At 68.5% G+C, this 25816-nt stretch carries 25 protein-coding genes and 1 pseudogene; 6 read left to right on the forward strand and 20 right to left on the reverse strand.

Going from position 1 to position 25816, the window contains the following annotated elements:
• Positions 1–32: 32 nt before the first annotated feature.
• The 13 genes from ACYQ0J_RS01655 to ACYQ0J_RS01715 form a co-directional block, all read right to left on the reverse strand.
• Positions 33–1157, reverse strand: coding sequence for a zinc-dependent alcohol dehydrogenase family protein (locus tag ACYQ0J_RS01655; protein WP_460170453.1), 1125 nt, complete (start codon positions 1155–1157; stop codon positions 33–35).
• On the reverse strand, positions 1154–1819 hold the full coding sequence (locus tag ACYQ0J_RS01660) for an ABC transporter ATP-binding protein (RefSeq protein WP_460170454.1): 666 nt from the start codon (positions 1817–1819) through the stop codon (positions 1154–1156). The genes ACYQ0J_RS01655 and ACYQ0J_RS01660 overlap by 4 nt, the downstream gene beginning before the upstream one ends.
• Positions 1816–2559, reverse strand: a complete 744-nt coding sequence (locus ACYQ0J_RS01665) for an ABC transporter ATP-binding protein (RefSeq protein ID WP_460170455.1) — start codon at positions 2557–2559, stop codon at positions 1816–1818. The genes ACYQ0J_RS01660 and ACYQ0J_RS01665 overlap by 4 nt, the downstream gene beginning before the upstream one ends.
• Positions 2543–3475, reverse strand: coding sequence for a branched-chain amino acid ABC transporter permease (locus tag ACYQ0J_RS01670; protein WP_460170456.1), 933 nt, complete (start codon positions 3473–3475; stop codon positions 2543–2545). Before ACYQ0J_RS01670 ends, ACYQ0J_RS01665 begins: the two co-directional genes overlap by 17 nt.
• Positions 3472–4356, reverse strand: a complete 885-nt coding sequence (locus ACYQ0J_RS01675) for a branched-chain amino acid ABC transporter permease (RefSeq protein WP_460170457.1) — start codon at positions 4354–4356, stop codon at positions 3472–3474. The genes ACYQ0J_RS01670 and ACYQ0J_RS01675 overlap by 4 nt, the downstream gene beginning before the upstream one ends.
• Positions 4353–5627 (reverse strand): ABC transporter substrate-binding protein, encoded by a 1275-nt coding sequence (locus tag ACYQ0J_RS01680; RefSeq protein ID WP_460170458.1) that lies wholly within the window; start codon positions 5625–5627, stop codon positions 4353–4355. The genes ACYQ0J_RS01675 and ACYQ0J_RS01680 overlap by 4 nt, the downstream gene beginning before the upstream one ends.
• Positions 5628–5689: 62 nt before the next feature.
• The gene (locus tag ACYQ0J_RS01685) at positions 5690–7300 is read right to left on the reverse strand and encodes an amidohydrolase (RefSeq protein WP_460170459.1); all 1611 of its coding nucleotides are present in this window, start codon (positions 7298–7300) and stop codon (positions 5690–5692) included.
• A gap of 65 nt (positions 7301–7365) precedes the next feature.
• A complete protein-coding gene (locus tag ACYQ0J_RS01690) occupies positions 7366–8172 on the reverse strand; it encodes an alpha/beta fold hydrolase (RefSeq protein ID WP_460170460.1) in 807 nt (268 codons plus the stop codon).
• A gap of 6 nt (positions 8173–8178) precedes the next feature.
• Complete coding sequence (locus tag ACYQ0J_RS01695; RefSeq protein WP_460170461.1) at positions 8179–9339, reverse strand: ABC transporter substrate-binding protein; 1161 nt, start codon at positions 9337–9339, stop codon at positions 8179–8181.
• Between the two features lie 14 nt (positions 9340–9353).
• Positions 9354–10070 carry an ABC transporter ATP-binding protein gene (locus ACYQ0J_RS01700; RefSeq protein WP_460170462.1) on the reverse strand — a complete coding sequence of 239 codons (717 nt, stop codon included), beginning with the start codon at positions 10068–10070 and terminating at the stop codon, positions 9354–9356.
• Positions 10051–10839, reverse strand: coding sequence for an ABC transporter ATP-binding protein (locus ACYQ0J_RS01705; protein WP_460170463.1), 789 nt, complete (start codon positions 10837–10839; stop codon positions 10051–10053). Before ACYQ0J_RS01705 ends, ACYQ0J_RS01700 begins: the two co-directional genes overlap by 20 nt.
• The gene (locus ACYQ0J_RS01710) at positions 10836–11723 is read right to left on the reverse strand and encodes a branched-chain amino acid ABC transporter permease (protein WP_460170464.1); all 888 of its coding nucleotides are present in this window, start codon (positions 11721–11723) and stop codon (positions 10836–10838) included. The genes ACYQ0J_RS01705 and ACYQ0J_RS01710 overlap by 4 nt, the downstream gene beginning before the upstream one ends.
• A gap of 3 nt (positions 11724–11726) precedes the next feature.
• The gene (locus tag ACYQ0J_RS01715) at positions 11727–12602 is read right to left on the reverse strand and encodes a branched-chain amino acid ABC transporter permease (protein WP_460170465.1); all 876 of its coding nucleotides are present in this window, start codon (positions 12600–12602) and stop codon (positions 11727–11729) included.
• Positions 12603–12693: 91 nt separating this feature from the next.
• Between ACYQ0J_RS01715 and ACYQ0J_RS01720 the strand changes: the two genes are divergently transcribed.
• On the forward strand, positions 12694–15840 hold the full coding sequence (locus tag ACYQ0J_RS01720; protein WP_460170466.1) for a BTAD domain-containing putative transcriptional regulator: 3147 nt from the start codon (positions 12694–12696) through the stop codon (positions 15838–15840).
• 35 nt (positions 15841–15875) lie between these two features.
• On the opposite strand, the gene ACYQ0J_RS01725 is transcribed toward ACYQ0J_RS01720, so the two are convergent.
• The 4 genes from ACYQ0J_RS01725 to ACYQ0J_RS01740 all read right to left on the reverse strand — a co-directional run bounded on the left by ACYQ0J_RS01725 (position 15876) and on the right by ACYQ0J_RS01740 (position 19729).
• The gene (locus ACYQ0J_RS01725; RefSeq protein ID WP_460170467.1) at positions 15876–16595 is read right to left on the reverse strand and encodes a glycosyltransferase family 2 protein; all 720 of its coding nucleotides are present in this window, start codon (positions 16593–16595) and stop codon (positions 15876–15878) included.
• Positions 16588–17322 (reverse strand): 5'/3'-nucleotidase SurE, encoded by a 735-nt coding sequence (gene surE, locus ACYQ0J_RS01730; RefSeq protein ID WP_460170468.1) that lies wholly within the window; start codon positions 17320–17322, stop codon positions 16588–16590. Before surE ends, ACYQ0J_RS01725 begins: the two co-directional genes overlap by 8 nt.
• Before the next feature lie 80 nt (positions 17323–17402).
• Positions 17403–18041, reverse strand: a complete 639-nt coding sequence (locus tag ACYQ0J_RS01735; protein ID WP_460170469.1) for a hypothetical protein — start codon at positions 18039–18041, stop codon at positions 17403–17405.
• 182 nt (positions 18042–18223) lie between these two features.
• Positions 18224–19729: an alkaline phosphatase gene (locus ACYQ0J_RS01740; protein ID WP_460170470.1), complete on the reverse strand. Its 1506-nt coding sequence runs from the start codon at positions 19727–19729 to the stop codon at positions 18224–18226.
• 130 nt (positions 19730–19859) lie between these two features.
• Here ACYQ0J_RS01740 and ACYQ0J_RS01745 point away from each other — a divergent pair, with 130 nt between their 5' ends.
• Positions 19860–20078 (forward strand): hypothetical protein, encoded by a 219-nt coding sequence (locus tag ACYQ0J_RS01745; protein ID WP_460170471.1) that lies wholly within the window; start codon positions 19860–19862, stop codon positions 20076–20078.
• Positions 20079–20230: 152 nt separating this feature from the next.
• Here ACYQ0J_RS01745 and ACYQ0J_RS01750 read toward each other — a convergent pair whose 3' ends face one another.
• Positions 20231–20719 carry a SixA phosphatase family protein gene (locus ACYQ0J_RS01750; protein ID WP_460170686.1) on the reverse strand — a complete coding sequence of 163 codons (489 nt, stop codon included), beginning with the start codon at positions 20717–20719 and terminating at the stop codon, positions 20231–20233.
• A 104-nt stretch (positions 20720–20823) separates the two neighbouring features.
• Between ACYQ0J_RS01750 and ACYQ0J_RS01755 the strand changes: the two genes are divergently transcribed.
• The 4 genes from ACYQ0J_RS01755 to ACYQ0J_RS01770 are packed head-to-tail and all read left to right on the forward strand — an operon-like array spanning position 20824 to position 24659.
• Positions 20824–21573 (forward strand): sugar phosphate isomerase/epimerase family protein, encoded by a 750-nt coding sequence (locus ACYQ0J_RS01755; protein WP_460170472.1) that lies wholly within the window; start codon positions 20824–20826, stop codon positions 21571–21573.
• A gap of 38 nt (positions 21574–21611) precedes the next feature.
• Complete coding sequence (locus ACYQ0J_RS01760; RefSeq protein ID WP_460170473.1) at positions 21612–22514, forward strand: carbohydrate ABC transporter permease; 903 nt, start codon at positions 21612–21614, stop codon at positions 22512–22514.
• A complete protein-coding gene (locus ACYQ0J_RS01765) occupies positions 22507–23328 on the forward strand; it encodes a carbohydrate ABC transporter permease (protein WP_460170474.1) in 822 nt (273 codons plus the stop codon). Before ACYQ0J_RS01760 ends, ACYQ0J_RS01765 begins: the two co-directional genes overlap by 8 nt.
• A gap of 17 nt (positions 23329–23345) precedes the next feature.
• On the forward strand, positions 23346–24659 hold the full coding sequence (locus ACYQ0J_RS01770; protein ID WP_460170475.1) for an ABC transporter substrate-binding protein: 1314 nt from the start codon (positions 23346–23348) through the stop codon (positions 24657–24659).
• Positions 24660–24706: 47 nt separating this feature from the next.
• Here ACYQ0J_RS01770 and cas6 read toward each other — a convergent pair whose 3' ends face one another.
• Together cas6 and ACYQ0J_RS01780 are read right to left on the reverse strand one after the other, a co-directional pair.
• Entirely contained in the window at positions 24707–25456 is a 750-nt protein-coding gene (cas6, locus tag ACYQ0J_RS01775; RefSeq protein WP_460170476.1) for a CRISPR-associated endoribonuclease Cas6, read from the reverse strand.
• A 5-nt stretch (positions 25457–25461) separates the two neighbouring features.
• Positions 25462–25761: pseudogene (locus ACYQ0J_RS01780) on the reverse strand (TIGR02710 family CRISPR-associated CARF protein); the annotation flags it as partial.
• Positions 25762–25816 lie beyond the last annotated feature (55 nt).

Below are 25816 nucleotides of genomic sequence, written 5' to 3' on the forward strand. Positions count from 1 at the left end.
TCAGGCTACCCCCGCGCGGCCCTGGCCGCCCCTTAGGGGATCACGATCTGGCGCACCGCCTCCCCCTGGGCCAAGCGGTCAAACCCCTCGTTGATGGCCTCTAGGGGCAGGGTCCCCGTCAGCAACCGCTCCACCGGAAGACGCCCTGCCCGGTGCAAGGCCAAAAAACGGGGAAGGTCCCGCCGTGGGTTGGAAGAGCCCATATAGCTGCCCTTGAGGGTTCGCTCCTCGGCGGTGAGGCTCACGGCGGGAAGGCTGAGAACCTTCTCCGGATGGGGCAGGCCCACCGTCACCGTCACCCCACCCCGCCGGGTGGCCCGGTAAGCGAGAAGCATGGCCTCCACGGACCCCGCCGTCTCAAAGGCGTAGTCGGCCCCACCCCCGGTGAGTTCCCGCACGGCCTCCGCCGCATCGCCTTCCCCCGCCACCACCCCGTGGGTCGCCCCCAAGGCCTGGGCCAGCTCCACCTTGGCGGGCAGAAGGTCCACGGCCACGATGGGATAGGCTCCCGCCAGGACAGCCCCCATCACCGCCGCCAGCCCCACGCCCCCTAGGCCGAAGACGACCACGCTGGAACCCTCCTCCACCTTGGCCGTGTTCACCACCGCCCCCACCCCGGTGGCGATGGCGCAGCCGAAAAGGGCCGCCCTTTCCAAGGGCACATCCGGGGGAATCGGCACCAGGGATTCCTGGGCGGCCACCGTGTACTGGCTGAAGGCGGCCACGCCCAGGTGGTGGTGCAGAGGTTTCCCCTCCAGGTAAAACCGGCGGGCTCCCGTGAGGAGGCGCCCCTCCCGGTTGGCCTGGACCCCCCGCTCGCACAGGTGGGGCCTGCCCGAGGCGCAGTAACGGCAGGTGCCGCACATGGGCACGAAGGAAAAGACCACGTGGTCCCCTTCCGCCAACCCCCTTACCCCAGGCCCCAGGGCCCGCACGACCCCGGCCGCCTCGTGGCCCAAGACCATGGGCAGGGGCCAGGGCCGCGTGCCGTCTATGGCGGAAAGGTCCGAGTGGCAGAGCCCCGCGGCCCTAATCTCCACCAGGACCTCCCCAGGACCCGGCCCCTCCAGCTCCACCTCCAAGACCTCCAGGGGCCGGGAGGCCCGGTAGGGCCTGGGCTTCCCCATCTCCGAAAGAACCGCCGCCTTGACCTTCATCCTTCCACCTCCACCACGCTACCCCGCTCGATCCCGTAGAACCGGTCGGCCACCCCCCTCAGGAGCCGGGGGTTGGACTCCGTGATGAGAAAGGCCACCTCCCCCTTCTCCTTCCGAACCCTCGCCAAGGTCTCCGCATACCGCTGGGCCAGGGCCGGTGCCAAGCCCTGGAAGGGCTCGTCCAGGAGGACCACCCTTCTGCCCACCATGAGGGCCCGGCCCAGGGCCACCATCTTCCCTTCGCCCCCGGAAAGCGCCCCCGCAGCACGGCCCCGCAGGCGGCGCAGCTCGGGCAACAGCGCATAGACCTCCTCCAGCCTCGCCCCGGCCTCGGCAGGGGGCAGGCGCAGGGCCCAGGCGGGCAAGAGCAGGTTGTCCTCCACGCTCAAGTGGCCCACCAACCTCCGGTCTTCAGGAGCGTACCCCAGCCCAAGGGCGGCCCGGCGGTGCGGGGGAAGGGACTCCAGGTGTAGGCCATCCAGGAGAATCCGGCCCTCCTTTAGGGGCAAAAGGCCCATCAGGCTACGCAGGGTGGTGGTCTTGCCCGCCCCGTTCCGGCCCACCAGGGCCACGGCCTCCCGGGGCCCCACCGTCAGGCTCACACCCCTAAGGACCTCGAACCCCTGGAGGACCACCCGCAGGCCTTCGGCCCGAAGGCTCATTCCTCCACCCCCACCACGCTGGCCAGGACCTCAGGGTCCCGCAGCACCTGCCCGGGAGCCCCCTCCGCCAGGATCCGCCCCTCCGCCCACACCGCCACCCGGTCGGCATAGCGCCGGACCACCTCCATGTCGTGCTCCACGAACACGGCGGTGACGCCCTGGGCCCGCAGGGCCTGGACCAGGGTGTCCATGACCCGGAACTTCTCCTCGCTGGAAACCCCGCTCGTGGGCTCGTCCAGGAGCAAAAGCCGGGGCCTTAGGGCCAAGGCCATGGCCACGTCCAGCAGCTTCCGCACCCCTTCCGGAGCCTCTTCCACGGGCACCCCCCCCAAGGCCGCTAGCTCCAGAAGCCGCAGGAGCCTTTGCCCCTCCTCCAACCGATGGCGAAGCCGCAAGGGGGCCCAGCTCCAGAAGCCCTCCCGCGCCGCGAGGGCCAGGAGGAGGTTTTCCTCCACCGTGTGGGCGGCGAAGAGCTGGGGCACCTGGAAGGCCCGGGCCACCCCCAGGCGGGCGATGGCCCGGGGAGGCAGGCCCGTGATCTCCCGGCCCTCCAGGTAGACCTTCCCCCTTTGCGGCCGCAGGTAGCCGGTGCACAGGTTGAGGAAGGTGGTCTTGCCCGCCCCGTTGGGGCCGATGATGGCCAAGAGCTCCCCCGGGAAGACCCGCAGGTGGATGCCCGCCGCCGCCACCACCCCTCCGAAGCGGATGTGGAGGTCCACGGCCTCAAGCAACGGGGACACGGCGCCTCCTTTCCCCCAGCAAGGCCCAAAGCCCCCCGGGCAGGAAGAAGATCACCAGGAGCATGGTCCCCCCCAGGAGGAGCTGCCAGGTAAAGGTCAGGTACTTGAAGGCGAAGGTGCGGATGAGCTCATAGGCCGTGGCCCCCAGGAACGGGCCCGGAACCCCCCCTATTCCCCCCAGGATGGCGATGTACACGAACTCTCCTGAGGCCACCCAGTAGGCGAGTTCGGGAACCACGTGCCCCACGGCCAAGGCCGCCAGGCCACCCCCCAGCCCCGCCAGACCCGCCGAAAGGACATAGGCCAGGAGGAGGACCCGCTGCACGGAGATGCCCAGGTACTCCAGGCGTACCTCGTTGGTGCGGACCGCGGCCAGGGCTTCCCCCATGGGGGTGCGCAGGAAGCGGTCCACGGCCATTCCCAGGGCCAGGGCGAGGCCCAGGGCCAGGTAAAAGAGGGCTTCCCCGAAGAGGGCGCGCTCCAGGGCCAGGCCCCCCAGGGCAGGGGTGGGCACCCGGAGGCCGTCCGTGCCCCCGGTGAGGTGGTAGAACTTGGCCAGCAGGGCATAGAACACCATGGAGAGGGCTAGGTTCAGCATGGCGAAGAAGATCCCGCGGTAGCGGCTCACGAAGAGGCCCACCAGCAGACCCAAAGCCAGGCCGATTCCCAAGGCCACGAGGAGGAGGACCAACCCCTCCCCAAGCCCTCCCCTTGTGGCAAAGGCGACCGCATACGCCCCCGCCCCGTAGAAGAGCCCGTGGCCGAAGGAGACCAGGCCGGCGCGGAGCAAGAGGGCAATGCCCAAGGCGGCCAGCCCCTTGGCCAAGGCCAAGGTGAGGACAAAACCCAGCCAGGGAAAAAGAAGGGGGAGGAGGGCTACCCCCAAAAGCCCACCCACCAGCACCGTCCGCCTCATAGGCGCCGCACCTCCACCGCGCCAAAAAGCCCTACCGGTCGGAAGAGGAGGACGAGGACCATCACCAGGTAGGGCACCACCACGTCCAGCTCGGGCAGAACGTAGACCGCCAGGGAACGCCCCAAGCCGATGAGCAAGGCCCCTAAGGCCGCCCCCTCCACCTGCCCCAGCCCCCCCACGGCCACCACGGCGAAGGAGAGCACGATGACCTCCGCCCCCAGCCCCGGGGCGATGGTGACCGTGGGGGAGGCCAGGGCTCCGCCCAAGGCGGCCAGACCGGTACCCAGGCTGAAGGCCAAGAGGTACACCCGGCTCACGTCCACCCCCAGGGCCTGGGCCATCTCCCGGTCGGCCACCACCGCCAGGAGGAGCTTGCCCAAGGGGGTTCCCCGCAGGAGGAAGCGCAGGCCCAGGAAGACCCCTACCGCCAGGAGGATCAAGAGGAGCTGGTACCGGGCGTAGGGAACCCCCCCCACCTCCAACGTCCCCAAGAGCTGCAAGGGGCTGTCCAGGAAGTAGGGCTGGACCCCAAAGGCAAGCTTCTGCAAGTCCTCTAGAATGAGGAAGAGGGAGAAGGTGATGAGGAGCTGGAGAACCTCTGGGCGCGGGTATGCCCAGCGCAGAAGGAAGCGTTCCACCAAGGGCCCCAGTACCCCCCCCACCACCACGGCGGCCAGGAAAAGGGCAGGGTAGCTCCACCACGGGTTCCCTTGCCCCGCCCAAAGCCCTAAGACCACGGCCAAATAGGCTCCCAGAGCATAAAAGCTCCCGTGGGCGATGTTGAGGATGCGCAAGACCCCGAAGACCAAGGTGAGCCCCACGGCCACGAGGAAGAGGAGGCTCCCGTAGACCAGCCCGTCCAAAAGGCCAAGGAGGATCATCGCGGATCCGGAACCTGGCGGAGGACCTCGGGCCGCAGGGTCTTGACCCAGTCTGCCGACCTAAGCCCCACGGGAGGGTTCACCAGCTCCTTGGGGAAGAGAATCATCCTCTCCAGGACGGCAAAGGGATACTGGGGCGTGTGCGCGGTGACCCCGTAGAGGGCGTCCTCCACCGCCTGGTGGTCCTCCCGGATGCGGATGCTCCCCGTGAAGGTCTTGACCTCCAGCCCCACCAGGGCCTGGGCGAACTCTTCCCGCGTGGGCCAGCGCCCTCCCGTGCCCCGCAAGGCCCGCTCATAACCGGCCCGCATGGCGAGCAAGGCCTGCGTCATGTGGTAGGAGGGGTACACCGGGTAGCGGTTAAAGCGGCGCCAGTACTCCTCCACAAAGGCCCTATGGGCGGGATCGTCCTTGGCCGTGGGGTGCAGGAACCAGTGGTCTCCCCTGGCCCCGATGATAACCCCGCTGGGCAAGCTGCGCCCCAATTCCTGGAGCATGTGTTCGCCCGCGGTCAGGACCACGCGGCTCCGCCCGAAGAGCCCGCGGCCCAGGCCCTGCCGGACAAAGCTCACCAGGTCACCGCCCCAGAAGCTGGAGTGGATCACCTCGGGACGCAAGGAAAGAAGGCGGGAAATCTCCGTGGAGTACTCGCCCGCGTAAAGCCTAGGCCAAAGCTCCGCCACCACCCGGACGTCCGGCTTCAAGGCCAGGATGGTCCCCTTGAAAAGCTCCCAAGAGTCCCGCCCCCAGGCGTAGTCCTGATTTATCCCGGCGATCGTGCGCAGGTTCGGGTTGGTCTTGAGGACGTAAAGGGCGGCGGCCACGCTGTCCAAGGCGGCGTGGGCGGCGGTGCGGAACACATAGGCATAGCGCCGCTCCTCAAAGATCTGGGGCGTCCCACAGTCAAAGAGGATGAGGGGAACCTTCAGTTCCTCCGCCACGGGAGCCACCGCCAGGCAGTCCGCGCTGGAGATGTACCCGATCACCAGGTCCACCCGCTCCTCCAGCACCAGCCGGCGCAGCTCCGCCACCTGCTTCTCCGCCCCCCCGGCCTCGTCCACCACCACAGGGCGGACGCGCACGCCCGCGATGCCGCCCGCCCGGTTCCACTGGTCGATCAGGAGGTCCGCGGCGTTTTTGGCGGGGATACCGAAAACCGAGGCCGGACCCGAGAGGAAGGTGACGATTCCCACCTTGATCTCCGAGGGCCTCTGGGCCAAGGCGAAGACGAAGAAGAGCCACGAAAAAAGGAGCAAGCTTAGCCGTGCCATAACCTTAACCTTAACCTCCCTTCTCCTTCCTTCTGCACCTCTTATAGCGCGACAAGCGGGTGTCAAGACCCAAGATCCCGGGGGCCGAAGACCGTCCTTCCACCCACCACCGTCGCCCACACCCCGATGCCGCCGATTTCGGCAGGGGATACGAGAAAGGGATCCTCCTCGAGGACCACGAAATCGCACCACTTGCCCACCGTGAGGCTACCCAGCTCCCCCTCGCTGAAGGCCGCATAGGCCCCCCCAAGGGTGTAGGCCTGCAAGGCCGGCTCCAAGCCCATGGCCTCCTCCGGGGCCAAAGGGATCCCTAGGGCCGTTCTCCGGTTGAGGGCCGCCTCCAGGCCCAAGAGCGGGGCCCCCTCTACCACGGGCCGGTCCGAGCTAAAGGCAAGGGCGACTCCCTCCAGGCTACGCAGCGGATATACCCATCGGAGCCGTTCCTCCCCCAGCGCCTCCCTGAAGCCATCGCCCAACTCGTAGACGAAGCGGGGCTGCGTAACCACCACCGCCCCCACCCGCCGGACCTTCTCCATGAGGTCGGGCCGCAAAAGCCCCGCGTGCTCCACTCGAGGCCGGTACCGGGGGGCTTGAGGGCCCAGGGCCTCGGCAAAGGCCTCCAGGGTGATCTCGATAGCCCGGTCCCCGATGGCGTGCACCGCCACCTGCCAACCCGCCTCGTGGGCCTTTCGCACCTCCTCCTTCAGAACCGCAGGCTCGTAGGTGAGAAGCCCCAGAGCCCCCGGTGGGTCGGCGTAGGGCTGGGACAGGGCCGCCGTCCTGCCGATGAGGGAACCGTCCGCAAAGAACTTCACCGCCCCGAGCCGGAGCCGCTCCCCGCCGAAGCGGGTGCGCAACCCAAAAAAGGCCCCCCGGTAATCGCCTTGGAGGCTCCGGGCGTCCACCAGCAACCACACGCGCTGGGGCAGCCCACCCTCCTCCACCGCCTCCTGGTAGGCCCGGAACTCCTGGGGTGCGATCCAACCAGCCCAGGCGTCCTGTGCGGCGGTGATCCCCTCAGCCGCCATGCGGCTGCCGGCCAGGCTAAGCGCCTCCTTCAGCTCTTGCGGGGAATAGGGGGGCAGAACGCGCTTGATGAGCTCCTGGGCCGTTTCCAACAGGAGCCCCGTGGGCTCCCCGAGCTCGTCCCGCACGATCCTCCCCCCGGGAGGATCGGGGGTATCCCGCCCAATGCCGGCCAGGGCCAAGGCGTGGGAGTTGGCCACCCCCATGTGGCCGGAGACGTGGCTCAGCCACACCGGGTGCTCGGGGGCGGCCGCGTCTAGCTCCCACCGGGTCGGATGCCGACGCTCCGCCAAAAGGTTTTCGTTGTACCCTCCCCCCCTAATCCACCGGCCTGCAGGCAGGGACCGGGCCCGGTCGGCCACGGCCGCCCGCACCTGTTCGAGGGAGACCACACCCTTGAGGTTCACCTCCAAAAGGCTGAGGCCAAAGAGCAGGATATGGCAATGGGCATCGTGGAAACCGGGGAAGACCGGCCTTCCTCCGGCCTCCAATACCTCCGTCCCCGGCCCGATGAGGTCTTTGAGCTGGTCCTCGGAGCCGAGAGCCAGGATCCTCCCGCGCCAGGCGGCCAACCCCTCCGCCCTCGGCATCCTGGGGTCCAGGGTGTAGATGCGTGCGCGAACCAGGGCAAAATCAGCCTTCACCATGCCCGTTTCCTCCGCCCAGACCTAGGCCCGGTACGGGCCTCCCCTGGCCCGGGCCAGGGGTGCCCTCATCCCCCCGCAAATTCCGCCAGGACCTGGGAGAATCGGTCCGGCTCCTCCAGCATCAGCGCATGGCCGCTCCCTTCGAACCAAACCACCCGGCAGTCCTTCAAGCGGGCCGCCATGTACTCCACCCAGCCGTAGTGGCAGACCTGGTCCTCGCGGCTGTGGCAAATGAGGACGGGAAGGTCCACCTTGGGGAGCAGGTCCCTTAAATCCTCGGTGATGAGGGTGCGGAAGTAGCGGTAACCCACGTAGGCGGGCATGCGAAGCCAGTGCCCATAGAGCATCCAGGTCTTGGTGGCCTCCATGTCCTGGCGCTTAAAGTTTCTCCCGGCGAAGGCGGCCATCACCTCGGGCAGGGCCACCCGTATGCCCTCCAAGGCCGCCTGGGCCTCCTCGAGGGTCATCCCGTAGGGCTCGGTGTCCGTGGCCAAAAACCGCGGCGTGGCCGGGGCGACCATGACCAGCTTGGCCACCCGCTTGTCCCCGTTGAACTCCGCCACATACTTAAGGCCCACGCCGCTACCCATGGACCACCCCACGAACACCACGTCCCGCAAATCCAGGGCCTCCACGAAGGCCTTAAGGTCCTGGCACATCTCCTCGTAGGTGTAGGCCGAGAGGGGCTTGTCCGAGTCCCCGTGGCCACGCAGGTCCACGGCCACGCAACGAAACCGGTCGGCCAACGCCAGGACCTGGTAATTCCAGGTATCCACGGTGGCGCTGTAACCCGGGACAAAGAGGATGGGCCTACCCTTGCCACAATCCCTGTAATGCATCCTGATCCCCGTGGAAAGTTCCACAAAAGGCATTCCGCCTCACCTCCCCTCTCCGAAGAAGGGCTTTACCGTAACCCAACGCCCCCGCTCCGCCCGAACGATGGCGATCTGCTTGATCCCCTCGTGGTCGGTGGGCGAATACTCTAGCGCTGGGGTAAGGCCCGTGGTAAACCCCTTTAGGGTTTCCAAGGCGAGGAGGAAACCGCGCCGCTGAAGGTTCCGGCCGGCCCGCCGCAAGGCCTCCGCCACCACCTCCCCCGTGGCCCAGGAAGAAAGGGAATACCCTCCGGGCTCCTCCCCCGGGTAGTAGCGGCGCAAGGCCTGACGATACGTTTCCGCCTCGGGGGCCGTAGCCGGATCCACCAGCCAGGCTCCGGCGTAAATCCCCTCGGCCGCGGGCCCCGCCAGCTGGAGCAACACAGGGTCAGCAAGGACGTAGGTCATGAGCCACTTGGGCCTCAGCCCGATGCGTTGCGCCTCCCGGAGAAGGGAGCTGGCGGGAACCACGATGGCGTACACGAAGACCAGGTCGGGGTTAGCCCTCCGCAGGGCCAGGGCATGGGCGCTGAAGTCCCGGTCCGCGGCTTCGTAGGGCACAAGGGCCACCGGCTCGAGCCGGTACCGTTCCCTAAGAACCCTGGTAAAGGCCTCCATCCCCTCCTTGCCGAAGGCATCGTTTTGGTAGAAGACGGCTATCCGCCGTGCCCCGAGCTCCTCCACGGCATAGCGGGCCATGAGCTTTCCCTCCGTGGTGTAGGTGGGCTGGATTCCGAAGATGTACTCACGGAAGGGGCGTAGCCAAAGGGAAGCGCCGGAGGCGATGCCCACAAGGGGCACCCGCTGCTGGGTGACGTAGTCCATGATGGCGGCGGTGGTGGGTGTGCCCAGGGTACGCACCAAGGCGAACACCTGATCCCGCTCCACCAACTTCCGGGCCACAGCCACCGTGTTGGCCGGCAGGTACTGGTCGTCCTCAATGAGGAGCTCCACCCGCCTGCCATGGATGCCCCCCTGGGCGTTCAGCCAGCGGAAGTAGGCGTCCATCCCCCGGAAGAGGGGCACGCCGATGGTGGCTACCGGCCCGGTCATGGCCGCGATCATGCCCAGGCGGATGGTGTCCGGACCTACCCCCCGCTCCTGGGCCATGGCCCAGGGGAGAACCAGAAGGAAGACCCCGAAAATGCCCATAAGCCGCTTCATCCACACCCACCTCCTCAAGTCACCCCGAGGTAGAGCCGCCGCACCTCGGGGTCATGCCACAAGGTTTCCGCCTCGCCCTCCAGGGCCACCTCTCCCCCCCGGAGGACGTAAGCGCGCCGCACCAACCCCAGCGCCAGGTTAACGTTCTGCTCCACCAGAACGAGGGCAAACAGCCTGCGCTGGCACAGACCCGCCAGGGTCTGGAACACCTGGCGGGCCACGGCCGGGGCGAGGCCCAGGGAAGGCTCGTCAAGGAGCAGAAGCCGGGGGCGGACCAAAAGGGCCCTGGCGATGGCCAGCATTCGTTGCTCCCCCCCGGAAAGCGTCCCTGCCTTCTGGCCGTACCGTTCCCTAAGCCGGGGGAAGAGGTCCAAGACCCAGTCCAAATCCTCCGCAAAGCCCTCGGGGCTAGGCCGGGCATAGAGGCTCAGGCGGAGGTTTTCGGCCACGGACAGGCTCGCGAACACCCCTGAGCCCTCGGGCACATGCACCACCCCCTTCCGGGCCACCGCTTCCGGGGCCAGCCCCCTTAGCGGGCGCCCAGACAGGCGTAGATCCCCGCGCCAGAGGGGAAGCAGGCCGGAAATCAGGCGGAGGAGGGTACTCTTCCCGGAACCGTTGGGCCCCAGGACGCCCACCGCCTCACCGGCCTCCACGGCCAGGCTGATCCCCCGGAGCACGGGAATCTGGCCGTACCCGGTCACGGCTTCCTTAACCTCTAGAAGCGCCATCCCTGCCTCCTAAGGGTTCTCCCAAGTACGCCTCCACCACCTCGGGGAGGGCCAACACCTCTTCGGGGCGTCCCTGGGCAAGGACGCGTCCGAAGTTAAGGACCAGGACCCGCTCGCATATCGCCTGTACCAGTTCCATATCGTGCTCTACCAGGAGGATGGCCGTGCGGTAACGGGTGCGTATCCGCGCGATAAGGGAGAGAAAACTGGACTTCTCCTGCTGGCTGAGCCCCGCCCCCGGCTCGTCCAGGAGGAGGAGCCGGGGGCGGCTGAGCAGGGCCCGCCCCATTTCCACGCGCTTCTTCATGCCGTAGGGGAGGGCGGCCGCAGGCGTTTGGGCCACCTCGGAAAGGCCCAGTAGCTCCAGCACCTCTTCCGCCTGGACCAACAGGTCCCTCTCCCGAGCCCTAAGCCGTGGGAGTCCCAAGGAGGCGGCCACAAAGCCCCCGCCTAGGCGGGCATAGGCCCCCAAGGCCAGGTGCTCCAGCACGGTGAGCCCAGAAAAGAGCTGCGGGATCTGGAAAGTCCTGCCGATCCCCAAAGCGGCCAGAGCTTCCGGAGGCTTTCGCAGGAGGTTTTCCCCTTCCCACCAGATCTCCCCTTCGCTGGGATCCAGAAAGCGGCTGATGAGGTTGAGGAGGGTGGTCTTACCCGCCCCGTTGGGCCCCACCAGCCCCACCACCTCTTCCCTGCCCACGCTGAGAGAGACGCCCTCCAGGGCCCGAAGCCCTCCGAAGCGGACGGAAACGCCCACGAGGCTCAAGCTCATCCCAACCTCCCGAGGAAACCCGCCACGCCCCGCGGCCAAAAGAGGGGGAAGACGACGAGGAGGGCGCCGAACACGAGATTTCTCAGATCCGGGATCCCGCTTAGGGCCTGGAAACCCCAGAAGAGGATGGCCGCCCCCAGGAGGGGACCCCAGAGGGTCCCCGCGCCCCCGATCACAACCATGGCCAGCAGAAGGATGGAGGTGGCCAGGCCGAAGTCAAAGGGGGTGACCAGGCCCACCAGCTGGGCCTGGAGGCCCCCTGCCACCGCCGCGTAGAAGGCCGAGAGGGCGAAGACCCCGGTCTTGGCCCAAGCGGGGGGAATGCCCACGGACACCGCCGCGGCCTCGTTGTCCCTAACGGCCACCAGGGCCTTCCCCACCAGGCTCTGGACCAGGCGGCGCTTCCACAGGAGCAACAAGGCCAGGGTACCCAATACAGCGTACAGGCCCTCTGCCCCCGACCAAGCCTCGGGAACCCGCAAACCCTGGTAGCCCCCCGTGATTCCCTGCAGGCGGAGGGCGAGCTGGTTGACCGCAACCTGGAAGCCCAGGGTGGCTATGGCCAAGTAAGGACCGGCGAGGCGAAGGGCCGGGAACCCTAGGAGAAAGCCGGGCAAGGAGGCGGCAAGACCGGCCAGGGGAAGGGCGAGCCACCACGGGACCCCCTCGATCCGCAAGAGGGCGAACACGTAAGCCCCTAGGGCCATGAAGGCCCCATGGCCGATGGACACCATCCCCCCATAGCCCAGGAGGAGGTTTAGCCCCAGGGCCGCCACCGCCATGATTCCCGCCAGGGCCAGAAGGTACTGGGCGTAGCCGGGCACCGTGGGGAGGAGGCCGAGCAGGGCCGCCAGGGGGAGGAAGGGCCAGATCTTTCGGCGCATGGCTTACACCCTGATTCTCGGAGCTTCTCCTAGAAGGCCTGCGGGCCGAAGGGCCAGCACCCCCACGATCACGAGAAAGGCCACGGTTGACTTGAGCTCAGGCCCCAGGTAGAGGGCGACCCAGTTCTCCACAAGGCCGAGCCCCAGCCCCCCCACCACGGCCCCGGGTAAGCTCGTGAGGCCGCCGAGAACCGCGGCAGCAAACCCCTTCACCAAAAGCTCCACCAGGGCGTTGGGCTCCAGGTAGACGAGGGGGGCTGCCAAAAGCCCGGCCACCCCTCCCAACCCCACGCCCAAGGCCCAGGAGACCCCGTAGACCCTGGGGGCGGGAACCCCGCATAACCGGGCTTGCCAGGGGTTCTCCAGCACCGCCCTTACCCCTAAGCCCAAAAGGCTATACCGGAACCACAGGAACAGGGCAGCGGCAAGCAAGGCCGCGGTGAGGACGTTGAGGACCACATCCCAGGAAACCACCACCGCCCCCAGAAGCCAAGCGCCTGAGGGCCAGGGAGAGGGCAGGCTACGAGGGCTGTGACCGAAGAAAAGGCCGTTTAGCCCGTTCACCAGGATGCCCACGCCCAGGGAAGCTACCAGGAGGGCCAGGGGGCTCGCCCCCCGCCGCCGGGCGGGGGCCATCACCGCCCGGTCTACGGCTATACCCAGAAATCCCCCAAGCAGGATGGCCAAAGCCAGGGCCAGGCCCAAGGGAAGCAGCTGGGCAAGCAGAAAGGCCACAAAGGCCACCATGGTGACCAGATCCGCTTGGCCAAAGTTCACCACGTGGGTGGCCCGGTAGATAAGCACCAAGCCCAGGGCCATTAAGGCGTAAAGGCTACCTGCCCCCAAGCCACCCAAGGCCGCCTGCAAGAAGTCCACCATCCCGGATCCACCATAGGGGCAGGGCATTTCCCCGGCGTTTCCCGAACGTTTCTCTTGGCCCTCCATCGCTCCCCGGGGTAAAATGCTGGGCATGCCTCCCCGGGACTGGGCTGTCCCGGCCGTGCCTCCGGGTTACCTTCCCCGCCCGCGGGTAGACACCCTTTTGGACCGGGGCCTTGGAGCCCCCGTGCTGGTGGTCCGGGCGGAGGCCGGTTACGGCAAAACCCTGGCCGTGGCCGCCTGGGTTAGGGCACGGGGATACCCAACCGCCTGGCTCAGCCTGTCCACCCGGACAGGCGAGGAGGTGGTGCTGGAGCAGGAGATCCGTCGTGGCCTACGCCTCCTCCTCCCCGTTTCTGCCCCGGAGGAGAGCCTGGAGAGCCTCCTCGAGGCCCTGCTCCACCTGGAAGGGACATTCCTCTTCGTTTTGGACGACGTCCACACCGTTACCTCCCCTTCCGCCTCCCTGGCCCTTGCCCGGTTGGCCGAAAGCCTTCCCCCCAACCTCCACCTGGTCCTGATAAGCCGGGGGGCGCCAAGCCTCCCCAACCGCCCTCGGCTCCGGGTCTACGGGGAGTGGCGCGAGGTCACCCGCCAAGACCTGGCCTTCACCGCCGAGGAGGTGGAGGCGCTTTTCCTCCGCGAGGGCATCCGCCTGCGGCCGGAGGAAGCGGCCCTCCTTGCCCAGGAGACAGAGGGGTGGCCTGCGGCGTTGCGGCTGATCGCCGAAAAGGCGAAGGATGGCTGGCCCGTTGCCGAGCTTTTGCGAAGGGGCCAGGACTCCCTCGAGGACCTTTTCACCTACCTGGCGGTGGAGGTGCTGGCCAAGGAGGCAGAGGAGGTGCGGACCTTCCTTCTGCACACCGCGATCCTGGAGCGCCTCGAGCCCCCCGTTTGCCAAGCCCTGGTGCCGGGGGTGGACGCCCAGGCGCTACTCCGGGAGCTTGAGGGACGATCCCTGTTCCTCACCCCTCACCCGGAGGGCAGTTATCGCTTCCACACCCTTTTTCAGCGCTTCCTCCGCACCCAAGCCTCGGCCCGCCTCGGGGATCTTTCCGCCCTGCACGCCCAGGCGGCCTCCGCCTATCTGGCCCAGGGAAGGGTGGCCGAGGCCATCCCCCACCTGCTGGCGGCAGGGCGGTTCCCCGAGGTGCAGAGCCTCTTGGAGGTCCATGGGGAGAACCTCAACGCCCAGGGCCTGTACCCAGAGGTCGCCTCCTGGTGCGATGCCTTGCCGCCGCCCCTCCTCTGGGAAAACCCTCGCCTGCTACGCCTTCGCGGCGAGGCTGCCAGGCTCCTTTCCGATTTCAGGGCCGCCTTGCAGTGGTGCCACATGGCCCGCAGCCAGGCCCAGGGCGAGGAAGCCCTATGGGCGGCCAGGGCTCTTGCCCAGATCTATTTAGATACGGTCCAACCCTCTCAAGCGGAGGCTTTTCTGCAGGAGGCCCTGCGGTACTGCCGCAGCCACCCTCGGCTGCGCCCCCTTCGGACCCTGTTTTTGCGCATGCTGGCGGAAAACGAGGTCAACCGCGGCCGGCTCCGCCGGGCAGAACGCCTTTACCGGGTCCTTGGCCTGCCGCCTGATCCCAGGCTCCGACTGCGCCAGGGCCGGTTTTCCGAAACCAGGTCCCTGCTGGAGGGTTGGGAAAGGTTCCCTAGTCCCCGGACGCCGGGGGTCCACCGCGAGCCTGCCCTGGTCCTGGCCTGGGCCGCAGCCCTTTCCGGAGACCAGGAGGAGGCCCTCCGCTACGCACACACCGGGCTAAGGTTGGCCCAAGACCTTCGCTCCCCCATCATGGAGTGCGTGGCCTGGGCCAGGCTAGGCCACGCCTGGCTTACGGGGGAACACCCCAACCCCGCCCGGGCCCGTGAGGCCTACGAGCAGTCCCTGACCCTGAGCCAAGCCATCGCCGTACCCCGGTTCGCCGTGGAGGCCCATCTGGGCTTGGGCCTGCTTGAGGGGTATGCGGGGAGGATGGATAGGGCGGAGGGGCATTTCGGGAAGGCCCTGGCCATCCTTCAGGAGGCGGGGGACGAGTACATGCAAGCGCTCCTCACCCTAGCCCGGGGCATCGCCCTGGCCGAAAACGGCCTCCACCAACAAGCAGAGGAAGCCTTCACCCGGGCCATCTGCGGGGGAGAAAGCTGCGGCGAGCACTACCTCTCCGCCGCCGCCAACTTGTGGCTCGCCTGGCTGGCGCAGGAAAGAGGGGACCATCGGGCTTTTCTCGAATCCATTCGTGCCTTTTTGCAACGCCTCAAGGCTCTGCGAGACCTGGAGTGCCTTCTGCTGGAGGCCCCTTCCTTAGGCCTAAAGCGTGCCGAGCGACGGCTCCGCCTCCTGCGCCTGGCCCTTGGGAACGGGCTTGAAGAAGCCTCTCCCTATGTCCTACGCCTCCTAAGGCTCCACCCCTGCCTGGTGGGCCTGCTTCCACCGACCGTCCTTCCCCACGACCGCGGCCGGATCTTTATCCAGACCCTGGGGCGGTTCCGCATCTGGAGGGGGATGGAAGAGATCCCCAGGGAGGCCTTCGGCCGGAGCAAAGCGCTCCAGCTCCTGCAGCTCCTGGTGGCCCAGCGGAACCACGCGCTCCCCAAAGAGGCCGTTCTAGAGGCCCTTTGGCCCGGAAAACCTCCCGAAGAGGCTTCTCCCCTCCTCAGGGTCCTCCTCTTCTGGCTGGATCGGGCCCTGGATCCGGAAAAGCCGGGCAACCTCCCCTCCCGAATCGTCCTCCGGGAAAAGGAAACCCTTTGGCTTAACCGGGAACGGGTCAACACCGACGTGGACCTTTTCGAAGCCCTCCTGGCGGAGGGTAAAAGCCTCCTACCAACCGACCCCCAGAAGGGAGTAAGCCAACTCCGCCAAGCCCTTGCCCTCTACCAAGGGGAATTTCTCGCCGACCTACCCTACGCCGAGTGGGCGATTCCCGAAAGGGAGCGCCTGCTCTTGGAGTTCGTGGAGGCCGTCGTTCTGGTAGCCGATCACTTCCTCCGCTGGGAACAGCCTGGGGAGGCCATCGCCATAGCCCACCGGCTGTTGGAGGTGGACCCCATGGCCGAAGAGGCCTATCGGATCCTTCTCAGGGGCTATGGCCTGGAAGGACGGATCCACCTGGCGCTGAGGGCCTATAACCGGTACAGCAAGATCCTAGGGGAAATCGGGGTAACTCCCGAACCCTTCGAAGCCCTACTCGCTGGCGAGGGGAAAAACGGCAAGCAGACCACAACCGGGGGCTAATGTAACGGCCTCCTCACGGGGAGGCTTTGGGAGGCTTAGGTCCTTACCGGCACCTGCCCTAGGGCCAGGGAAAGGTGGTTTTTGAGGACCAAGGGACCAAGGTTGTGCTTGAGCCGTAGCCGCTCCAGGTAGTAGGCCCGCTCCCTGTGCCTCGCCCCGTAGCTCTGGTTGGCCCCGTGGACCCGGATCCCCAGGCCCCGCCCCTTCAGGTAGCGGAAGGGGAGCCCCGCCTTATAGGCCCGCAGCCACAGGTCCCAGTCCCAGTAGTCCCCCATCCCCGGGTCCAGGCCCCCCAGGGCCTCGAGGGTAGCCCGGCGCAAGGCCGTCCCCGAGGCCAGGAGGCGGTTGTCCCGCAGGAGCCACGCCCCCACCTCCCCGGGGGAGAAGGGCACCGCCTCCGCCTCCAGCAAGAGCCACCCCTCCCCGTAGACCACCGCCTCCTCCTGGGAAAGCCCCCGCCAGACCCGGTACAGGTAGGCGGCATCCAGGAGGAGGTCGTCGTCGTCCAGGAAGAGGACCACCTCCCCCCGGGCCTCCGCCAAACCGGTTTGCCGGGCCTCCACCTGGCCCCGGCCCCGGTTCCGGAAGCCCCGGAGCCTTGGGTCCCCCAGGGCCGCCACCACCTCCAGCCCCTCCCCTTCCCCGTCCTCCACCACCACCGCTTCAAAGCGGGAAAAGGTCTGCCGCCTCAGGCTCTCCAGGGCCTCCCGCAAGAACCCGGGCCTCCCCTTGGTGGGGATGAGCACGCTAATCATGGGCCAAGGTGGGCTGCAGCCTCCCCTCGTCCGTGAGGTCCAGGCGCAAGGGGGTAGCCGACACAAAGCCCCGCTCCACCGCCCAGCGGTCCGTGCCCTCCTCGGCCTCCTTCAGGGGCTTCGCGGCAAACCAGTAAAGGGGCCGGCCCATGGGGTCCTCCCCCGGCACCACCACCCCCTCGTAGGCCCGCACCGACTGCCGCGTCCAGAGAAGCCCCTTGGGCCTAAGGGGCAGGTTCACGTTCACCAGAAAGGGCCGCTCCAGGCGGAGAAGGGTTTCCAGGGTCTTGAGGAGCCAGGGACGGAGGTGGGCGAAGTCCGGGGTCTCCCCGTTCAGGGGCACGCTGAAGGCGGCAGCGGACAGGCCGAAAAGCCTCCCCTGTTTGGCCGCGGCCACCGTCCCCGAGTGCCAGATCTCGTTCCCCAGGTTGCTCCCCAGGTTGACCCCGGAGAGGACCAGGTCCACGGGGCCAAAAATATGCAGGCCCAGGGCCACGCAGTCCGCGGGGGTCCCCCGCACCCGGTAGGCGGGGAAGTGGGGGCTCGGGAGGGGCGTGGGGTGGGGGTAGGCCCGCACGGGGTGGGCGATGGTGATGGCGTGGCCCGTGGCGCTTTGCTCCGTGTCGGGGGCGGCCACGAAGACCTCCCCGAACTGGCTGGCGGCCTCGGCCAAGGCCCAGAGGCCGGGGCTGTAGATGCCGTCGTCGTTGGTCACCAGGATCCGCATGCCTCCACCCTAGCCCCCTCCGGTCAGGGGAGGGTCAAAAAAAGCCCCGGGGGCAAGCCCCGGGGCCCGCAGAGGAAGGGCTAAAGGGAGCGGCGCAGAAGATCTTCCCAGGTGGGGTTGAGCGGGATGGTGCCCAGCTCCTTCCCCGTGGTCTGCTTGCCGTCCGCCACCCGCACCTGCCAGAGCCGGACCACCTTGGCGTTGAGGTCGGCGGTGGCGGTGTACAGGTTTTCCTTGCTGGCCAGATAGCGGGCCACCTGGGGGTCCTCCTGGGCCGCCTTGGCCACGAAGCCCGGCACCCACACCCGCAGGTGGAAAAAGAGGGCCCCGGGGTAGTTGGCGGCCGCCAGGGCCCGCAGGGCCTCCAGGGTCAGGCCGTAGTTGACCTCCGGGGTGGCCTGTCCCCCGAAGACAAGGGCCACCGCCTCCTCCTTCGGGCTCAGGGGAGGGACTTCCTGGGGCCCGGCCAGCACCGTGGTGGTCATGCGGCGCTCTCCCTTGGCGTCCAGGTATCCCGCCCCCATGGCCCCTACCAGGGCGGCGCAGATGGAGGTGTTGTTGGTGAGGACGTGGAGGCTCCGGAAGCCAAGGGCCTCCGCCATGACCTTGCCGAAGGCCTGGCCCGTATACCCCCTGAGGACCAGGTGCTCCCCCAGGGTCAGCCCCTGGGCCATGGCCCCGCCGAAGGCCAGGAGCAAGAACCCGCCAAAGCGCTTCATCCGTCCACTCACCTCCTCATACGGGGAGTCTTTCCACTCCCCTAGGGACGAATGTACCCTATACCCGTCATGGGTATGTCAACAAGGAAACAATCGCAGGCCCCCCTAAGGGGAGTAGCCCCCAAACCCACAATGGCGTTGACCCCCCGGAAGGGGGGTCTGGAAGGAGGAGCCTCTACGGCCTAGGCCCAGACGTCCTGGGGGTGGAGGATGCCCTGGGGCCGCGCCTTCAGGACCTCCAAGGCCTCTTCCTCGGACATCACCGGGTTCTGGTAGCGGATGCCCAGGGCCTCGCCCATGAGGCGGAACACGTGGGTGTTGTCCACGAGGCCCAGGTTCACGAGGCGCAGGCCCTGGCCGTAGAGGAGGAGGATCACGGGGCTTGCGGTGTGCTGGCCCGAGTTCCAGCCGATGTTGGGCCGGTCGGGCTTCTTAGCGTCCTTCTGCACCATGGCCCAGGCCAGGGTGTTGCTGGGCTGGATGCCGTGGCGCACCCCCTCGGGCCAGTAGGCCTTCTCGCGGATGGCCCGGACCACCATCTCCGCCTCCGCGTCCGCGAGGGCTACCCCTTTCATGGCCCGGAAGGCCTCCTTGACCTGGGCGGCGTCGGGAGCCTGGCCCAGGGCCCGGAGCATGTGCTCAAAGCTGGCCCGCTGGCCCTCCAGGAGGTCTATCCCCAGGGAGCTCTCCAGGTAGCTCTTTCCGGTCCCGTAGAGGGCCCCCGTCCCCGTGGCGTGGTCGGACACCAGGAGGAGGAGGGTGTCGGGGTTCTTGTCCACGAAGGCGGTGAGGAGCTCCAGGGCCTCGTCCGCGGCCAGGACGTCCCAAAGGGTGGCGGCGGGGTCGTTCAGGTGGTTGGCGTGGTCAATGCGGCCCGCCTCCACCTGGAGGACAAACCCGTTGCGGTGGGCAGAGAGGCGCGGCAGGGCCGCCTGGACCATCTCCTTGAGGCTCGGGGCCTTCACCCCTTGGAAGCGGCGGTCGATCTCGTAGGGCACGTGGCTGTCGGAGAAGACGCCCAAGAGCTTACCGGCGTTGGCCCGGGAGAGCTCCTCGAGGTTCCGCACCACCCCGTACCCCCGCCCGGCGTAGGCGGCGTAGAGGTCCTTCCCGTCCTTGCGCCTTGCGGGGTTGAAGAAGCGGTCCCCGCCCCCCAGGTACACCTCCGCCCCGAAGTCCAGGTACTGCTCCGCGATCCGCTCCTCGGCGTTCCGGTCGGGGTTGGATATGACGAAGCTCGCCGGGGTGGCGTGGGTGACGGTGGTGGTGGTGACCAGGCCCACCGCCTTCCCCGCCTCCTTGGCGGCGGCGAAGAAGGGCTTCAAGGGGGTGCCGTCCGCGTGGACCGCAAGGCCCCCGTTCACCGTCTTCACCCCGCAGGAGAAGGCGTTTCCGGCGGCGCTGGACTCCGTCACGTAGCTGGTGAGGCTTGCGGTGTGGATGAGCCCGCTCGGGTAGCGGGCGAGAAGCCGCTCCAGGGCCAGGACCCGCCCCTGGCGCCTGCGGGCGTAGGCGTGGGCGATGGCGTAGTCCTCCCAGGAAAAGCCGTCATAGACGAAGACGATCAGGTTGCGGTAGCGCCTCCCCAAGGAAGGCTGGTTCTGCGGGGCCCCCTGGGCCCGGCCCCCAGGGAAGAGGGCCAAGGCCCCCGCCGCCAGACCGCCTTTGAGGATATCCCTTCGCTTCATCCCTTCACCTCCGCCCCCAGGCTAGGGGGGGAAGGTCAGAAGAAGGTCATCCCCGCGTCTGCCCTGCCAGCCCCTGGTATCCCGCACCGGGCCCCTTTTCCGGGGCCCTCATACCGAGCCTCCTGGGGAGGTGGTGCGGGAGGCCATGCGCATGGGGGTGTGGGGGCGGCTGGGCTACAGCGTCCTGGCCTACCCCTTCGTCTGGGACTGGGGCTCCATCCTCTTCTTTGTGGCCACGGGGGTGGCCGCCATTCCGGCCATCGTCTACCTGGCCCAGGTGCTCTACGCCTCCGGAAGCCGCCAGAAGGGCCAAACCCCGCCCCTGGAGTGGAGCGCTTCGGGAACTTGAGCGTGCGCCTCCTCGCGGGGTGGTTCCTCTTCTACTTCGCCTTGGGCCTCTACGTGGTGGCCCGGAACCTGTAGGTCCCATACCCCCTAGGGCGGCAGGATTACGCCCTAGGGGGTAGATTTTTTTGAAGCCAGCGAGGACAGGGAAGGCCCCTATAGGGCCCTGAGCACCCGCGGGGGCAGGAGGGCCCGCAGGCGCATCTTCCCCGGCCGGGCTTCCCCCTCCAGCCAGGCCACCCCACCCTTTTTCAGGACAAAGCCCGAGGCCCTCTTGCGGTTGCCCACCGCCAGCCAGGCGCAAAGCTGGGAAAGCCAGGGCTCGTGGCCAACCAGACCCACCCGCTCCCCCTCGCCAGGGCCCTCTAAAAGGGCCAGCAAGGCCTCATCGGGGGGCTGGGCCAGGAGGGGGGTGGCCGCCCGTTCCCCTCCCACCAGGTCCACGAGGAGGTCCGCGGTCTCCACCGCCCGGAGCAGGGGGCTGTGGTAGAGCCGGTCCAGCCGCACCCCGAGCCGCCCCAACCCCCGCACCGCCCGGCGGAAGCGGCGCCGCCCCTCCTTGCTTAGGGGCCGGGCCTCATCGGAACCGTCCGGGGACACCTCCTCCCGGACGGGAGCTAGCGCCCCCTCTGGGGCGGCCGGCACGACGCGCAAAGCGGGAGGTAGGGCCACCCCATGCTGGCTTGCGCCAGCGTGGGGCCCCTGGGGGGCCTGACCGGGACCTGACGCAGGGGGGCTAGCCTAGGGTCGTGGACCTGCGCCTTTCCCTGGCCCTTTCCCAGGTGGAGGCCAAGCTCCCCTACCTGGAGGAGCTGGAACTGGGCCTCGAGGTCTACCTGGAGCCCGAGCACCTGGAGGACGATGCCCTCTTCTCCCGCCTCTCCCGGGCCCTAGGGCGGGCCCCTTCCGTCCACCTCCCCTTCTGGAACCTGGACCTCCTCTCCCCCGACCCCGAGGTGCGGGGCCTCTCCCTGAGGCGCCTCCTCTTCGGCCTGGACCGGGCGGCAGAGCTCGGGGCGGACGGGGCGGTCCTCCACTCGGGGATCCCCCACGGCCGCACCCCCGAGGAGGCCCAGGAGCGGGCGGAGCGCCTGGTGGAGGCCCTCGCCCCCGTGGTGCGCCGGGCCCAAACCCTGGGGGTTCCCCTCCTCCTGGAGAACACCCACGAGCCCACCCCGGAGGCCCTGCGCCCCGTGCTGGAGGCCCACGGGCCCGCCCTGGGCTTCTGCTTCGATGCCGCCCACGCCCGGGTCTTCAGCCAGACCCCCGACCCCGAGCCCTGGCTGGCCCTGGGCCCCAAGCACCTGCACCTGAACGACACCGACGGCACCTACGACCGCCACTGGAACCTGGGCACGGGGGTGCTGGACCACCCCCGCTGGCTTCCCCCCCACCTGGGGCGGCCCCTGGTCCTGGAGGTCAGGGGAAACCCCCTGCCCTCCATCGGCCTCCTCCTCGGCCTGGAGGAGGCCCTCGCCCAGCCGGAAGAAAGGGCATGACCCGGGGCTGACAAGCCGCCTTTACCCTCTAAGGCGGTATGGTGCTCGCCAAGGCGGCCAAGGTCCGGAGGGAAGCCCGCTGGGCCCTCGAGGCCATCCCCTTCCTCCTCCCCGCCTACGGCCTCTTCCTCCTCTTCATGGCCCTGCCCGTGCTGGAGGCCCTTTGGCTTTCCCTCCACCGGGAGGACCTCTTCGGGCGGCAGCGGGTGTGGGTGGGCCTGGCAAACTACCTGGAGGTCCTCTCAAGGCCGGAGTTCTATAGGACCGTCCTCCTCACCCTCAAGTTCGCCCTCATGGTGGCCCCCCTGGAGCTCTTGTTGGGGCTCGGGGCGGCCCTCTTGGTCTGGCGCCCCTACCCCGGGGTAGGCTTCTTCCGCACCCTCTTCTTCCTCACCACCGCCGTGCCCACCGCGGTGGCCGCGGTGGCCTGGGGCTGGTTCCTCCACCCGGTGGGGGGCTGGGCCAACCGGGCCCTAGGGGCCCTGGGCCTCCCGCCCCAGCCCTGGCTCACCTCCCCGGAGCTCGCCCTCCCCACCCTGGCCGTGGTCACCGCCTGGGCCGGGGTGGGGTTCACCGCCATCCTCCTCACCGCGGGCCTGCAGAACATCCCCGAGGAGGTCCTGGAGGCGGCCCAGGTGGACGGGGCGGGGCCCTTCACCCGCTTCTTCCGCATCACCCTGCCCCTCCTCTCCCCCACCCTCTTCCTGGTGGGGCTCCTGGTGGTCCTCAAGAGCCTCACCGCCTTCGGCCAGATCCACCTCCTCACCCGGGGAGGCCCCGCGGAAAGCTCCATGGTCTGGATCTACCGGGTCTACCAGGACGCCTTCTTCAACTTCCAGGTGCCCCTGGCGGCCGCCCAGGCCCTCCTCCTCTTCCTGGCCCTTTTGGTCCTGGCCGCCCTGCAGTTCTGGCTCCTGGGCAGGAGGGTGCACTATGCGTAGGCGCAGGGCACGCAGACTCCTCCTCACCTACGCGCTGGCGGGGGCCTACGCCCTGGTGCTCATCCTCCCTCTCCTCACCCTCCTCTCCGCCAGCCTGCGCGCGGAAGGGGACCTCTACGCCCCGGGGCTCCTGCCCCCACACCCCACCCTGGAAGCCTACCGGGAGGCCCTTTCCCGCTTCCCCCTGATGCGCTTCCTCCTCAACAGCCTCCTGGTCTCGGGGCTCGTCACCTTGGGCGTGCTCCTCACGAGCCTTCTCGCCGCCTACGCCTTAACCCGGCTCCGCTTTCCCGGGCGGGAAGCCCTCTTCGGCCTGGCGGTGGCCCTCCTCCTGGTGCCCGGGGAGGTGACCTTCCTGCCCCTCTACCTCCTGGTGGACCGCCTGGGCTGGCTGGACACCTACCTGGCCCTGGTGGTCCCCTTCCTGGCGAGCCCCTTGGGGGTCTTCCTCCTCCGCCAGGCCCTGAGGACCATCCCCCAGGACTACTTCGACGCGGCCCGCATAGACGGGGCGGGCCACGGGCAGGTCCTCCGCCACGTGGTCCTCCCCCTCTCCGCCCCCGCCCTGGGGGCCCTGGCCGCCCTCACCTTCATCGGGACCTGGAACATGTACCTCTGGCCCCTGGTGGTCACCAAGAGCCGGGAGATGCAGACGGCCCAGATCGCGGTGAACCTCATCCTCAACGAGGAGGTGGCCCGCTGGAACGTGGTGGCCGCCGGGGCCATCCTGGTCCTTCTCCCCACCCTGGTCGCCTTCCTGCTCGCCCAGCGGGCCTTCGTGCGGGGCATCGCCCTGGGCGGGCTGAAGGGGTAAGGAGGTTCGGTATGGGAATGCGAGGGCTTTTCTTGGCGAAAGCAGGCCTTCTGGCGGCGCTCCTCCTGGGGACGGCCCAGGCCCAGCGGACCACGGTGGAGTTCTGGCACTCCATGGGCGGGGTGCTGGGGGAGGCCACCGAGGCCCTGGTCAAGGAGTTCAACGCCAGCCAGAACCGCTACCAGGTGCGGTCCCTCTACGTGGGGAGCTACGACGACGGCATCAACAAGCTCCTCGCCGCCCTAAGGGCGGGCCGGGGCTTTCCCCACGTGGTCCAGGTCTACGACATCGGGGCGCGCATCCTAAGCGACTCAGGGGCGGTGGTGCCCCTGGAGGACCTGGCCCGCAAGGAGGGGTTTGACCTGGACCGCTTCCTGCCCCAGCCCAGGAACTACTACACCCTCGAGGGCAAGCTCTACGGCCTCCCCTTCAACTCCTCCAACCCCATCCTCTACTTCAACATGGCCGCCTTCCAGGAAGCAGGCATCCCCTTCAAGCCCACCTGGAGCCTCAAGGACCTGGAGGAGGCCGCCCGCAAGCTCACCAAGAAGGACGCCCAGGGGCGCACGGTGCGCTACGGCCTCTCCATCCCCATAGACTCCTGGTTCGTGGAGCAGATCTCCTACAACTCCGGGGAGTACTTCTGCAACAACGAGAACGGCCGCAAGGCCCGGGCCACCGCCGTGGCCTTCGACAACCCCGCGGCCGTGGCCTTCCTGGACATGTACGCCCGCCTGGTGCGGGAAGGGGTGGCCGCCAACACGGGCCGCACCTGGGCCGACTCCCAGAGCCTCTTCGCCCAGGGGCAGGCGGCCATCGCCGCCTATTCCACGGCGAGCCTCACCGGGGTCTTGCGCCAGGTGGGGGGGCGTTTTCCCCTGCGCACCGCCTACTACCCCTTCCTGAAGGAGCGGAACGGGGTGGCCATCGGCGGGGCCGCCCTCTACGTCCTTAAGGGCTTCCCCGAGGCGGAAACCCAGGGGGCCTGGGCCTTCGTCCGCTTCCTCCTGGAGCCCAAGACCCAGGCCAAGTGGCACCTGGCCACCGGCTACTTCCCCGTGGTCAAGGGGGTGGCGGACCTGCCCGAGGTGCGCCAGGCCCACGTGCGGCAGCCCAACTACACCACCGCCATCCAGCAGCTGGCCACCAGCCGGGTCAACAACGCCAGCGCGGGCTGCGTGATGGGGGCCTTCCCCGAGATCCGCCAGTACGTGCAGGCGGCGTGGGAGGAGGTTCTGAAGGGCAAGGCCGCGGAGGCGGCCCTGAAGGAGGCCAAGGCCAAGGCCGACGCGGCCCTGGAGCGGTACAACCGGAGCGTGGCCTCGAGGTAGCGGCCCAAGCCCCCTCGGGCCCCCCTACCCCGGGGGGCCCTGGCCCTTTAGGGGGGCCAGGACCCCCCCTGGAAACCCCCTCCGGCGAACACCCTGGCCCGCCCGTAGCCCAGGGCCGTCTTGGCCCCCACGCCGCTGAAGAAGGCGAACCGCCCCAGGGCGGAAAGCCACAGGGCCTCCTCCTCCGTGGCCCGGGGCAGGTGGTAGACCACCCGGCCCACGAAGCCCACGGTGTCCACCTCGGTGGCCGCCTTCTGGGTGCTTCCCGAGAGGAAGCGCACCGTGGTCCTCTCCAACAGGGCCTCCCTGAGTTCGGGCGAGGCCTTAAGGGGGCCAAAGGCCTCGAGGCGCCGGAGGAGGCTTTCCAGGACAAGCCTGGGCTCGGGCAGAGGGTAGTGGGCCCCCTTCCTGCGGAAGAAGGTGGGGGTGTGAAAGCGCAAGGGGAGGTCCCGGGAAGGAGGCCCCTGGAAGAGGCGGGGGTAGGTGGCGACCCCGGCCCAGGGGTGCCCCTCCTGGAGCACGGCCCGCACGCGAAAGGGAAGCCCTAGCCGCACCTCCTTCCCCTCCAGGGCGAAAAGCCGGGGGGCGAGCCTGGCGTAAAGCTCCTCCCGGAGGAGGCTCACCCGGGCCCAGGCCGCCCCCGCCCGCCCCCCGAAGCCCAGGGCGAAGGGGTTTTCCCCCTGGTCGTGCACCTCCGGGGCCACCTCCTTGAGGAGTCCATAGAAGAAGCCCCGCAGGCCCACGGGCTCGGGGAGGCCTTCCCCCTCCAGGACCAGGACCAAGGCGGCCAGGACCACGGCTAAAGCCCCGCCGCCATGGGCTTGGTGCCCCCGGTGAGGTCGGCCACGATGCTGGCAGCCTCCCACTCCAGGGCCTTCTTCAGGGCCTTCAGGGCCACCTGGTAGGCCTCGAGGAGGCTTTCCGCGTCCGCCAGAAGGAGGGTGTGGTGGCGCAAGGAAGCGCCGTAGTCCCGCACCAGCTCAGCGGCCACGGGGTGGCTCTGCTGGCTCGCCAGGAAGACCACCCCTTGCGGGGCGTGCTCCGCCAGGGCCACCTCCAGGGGTTCGCGGGTGCTGCCCACCGTCAGGATGAGCACCTTCATGGCCCCATTATCCAAGAGCCGGGACCCCCCGCCTTGCCAAGAAGATGACAATGCT

Source organism: Thermus sp. FJN-A (genome assembly GCF_054655095.1).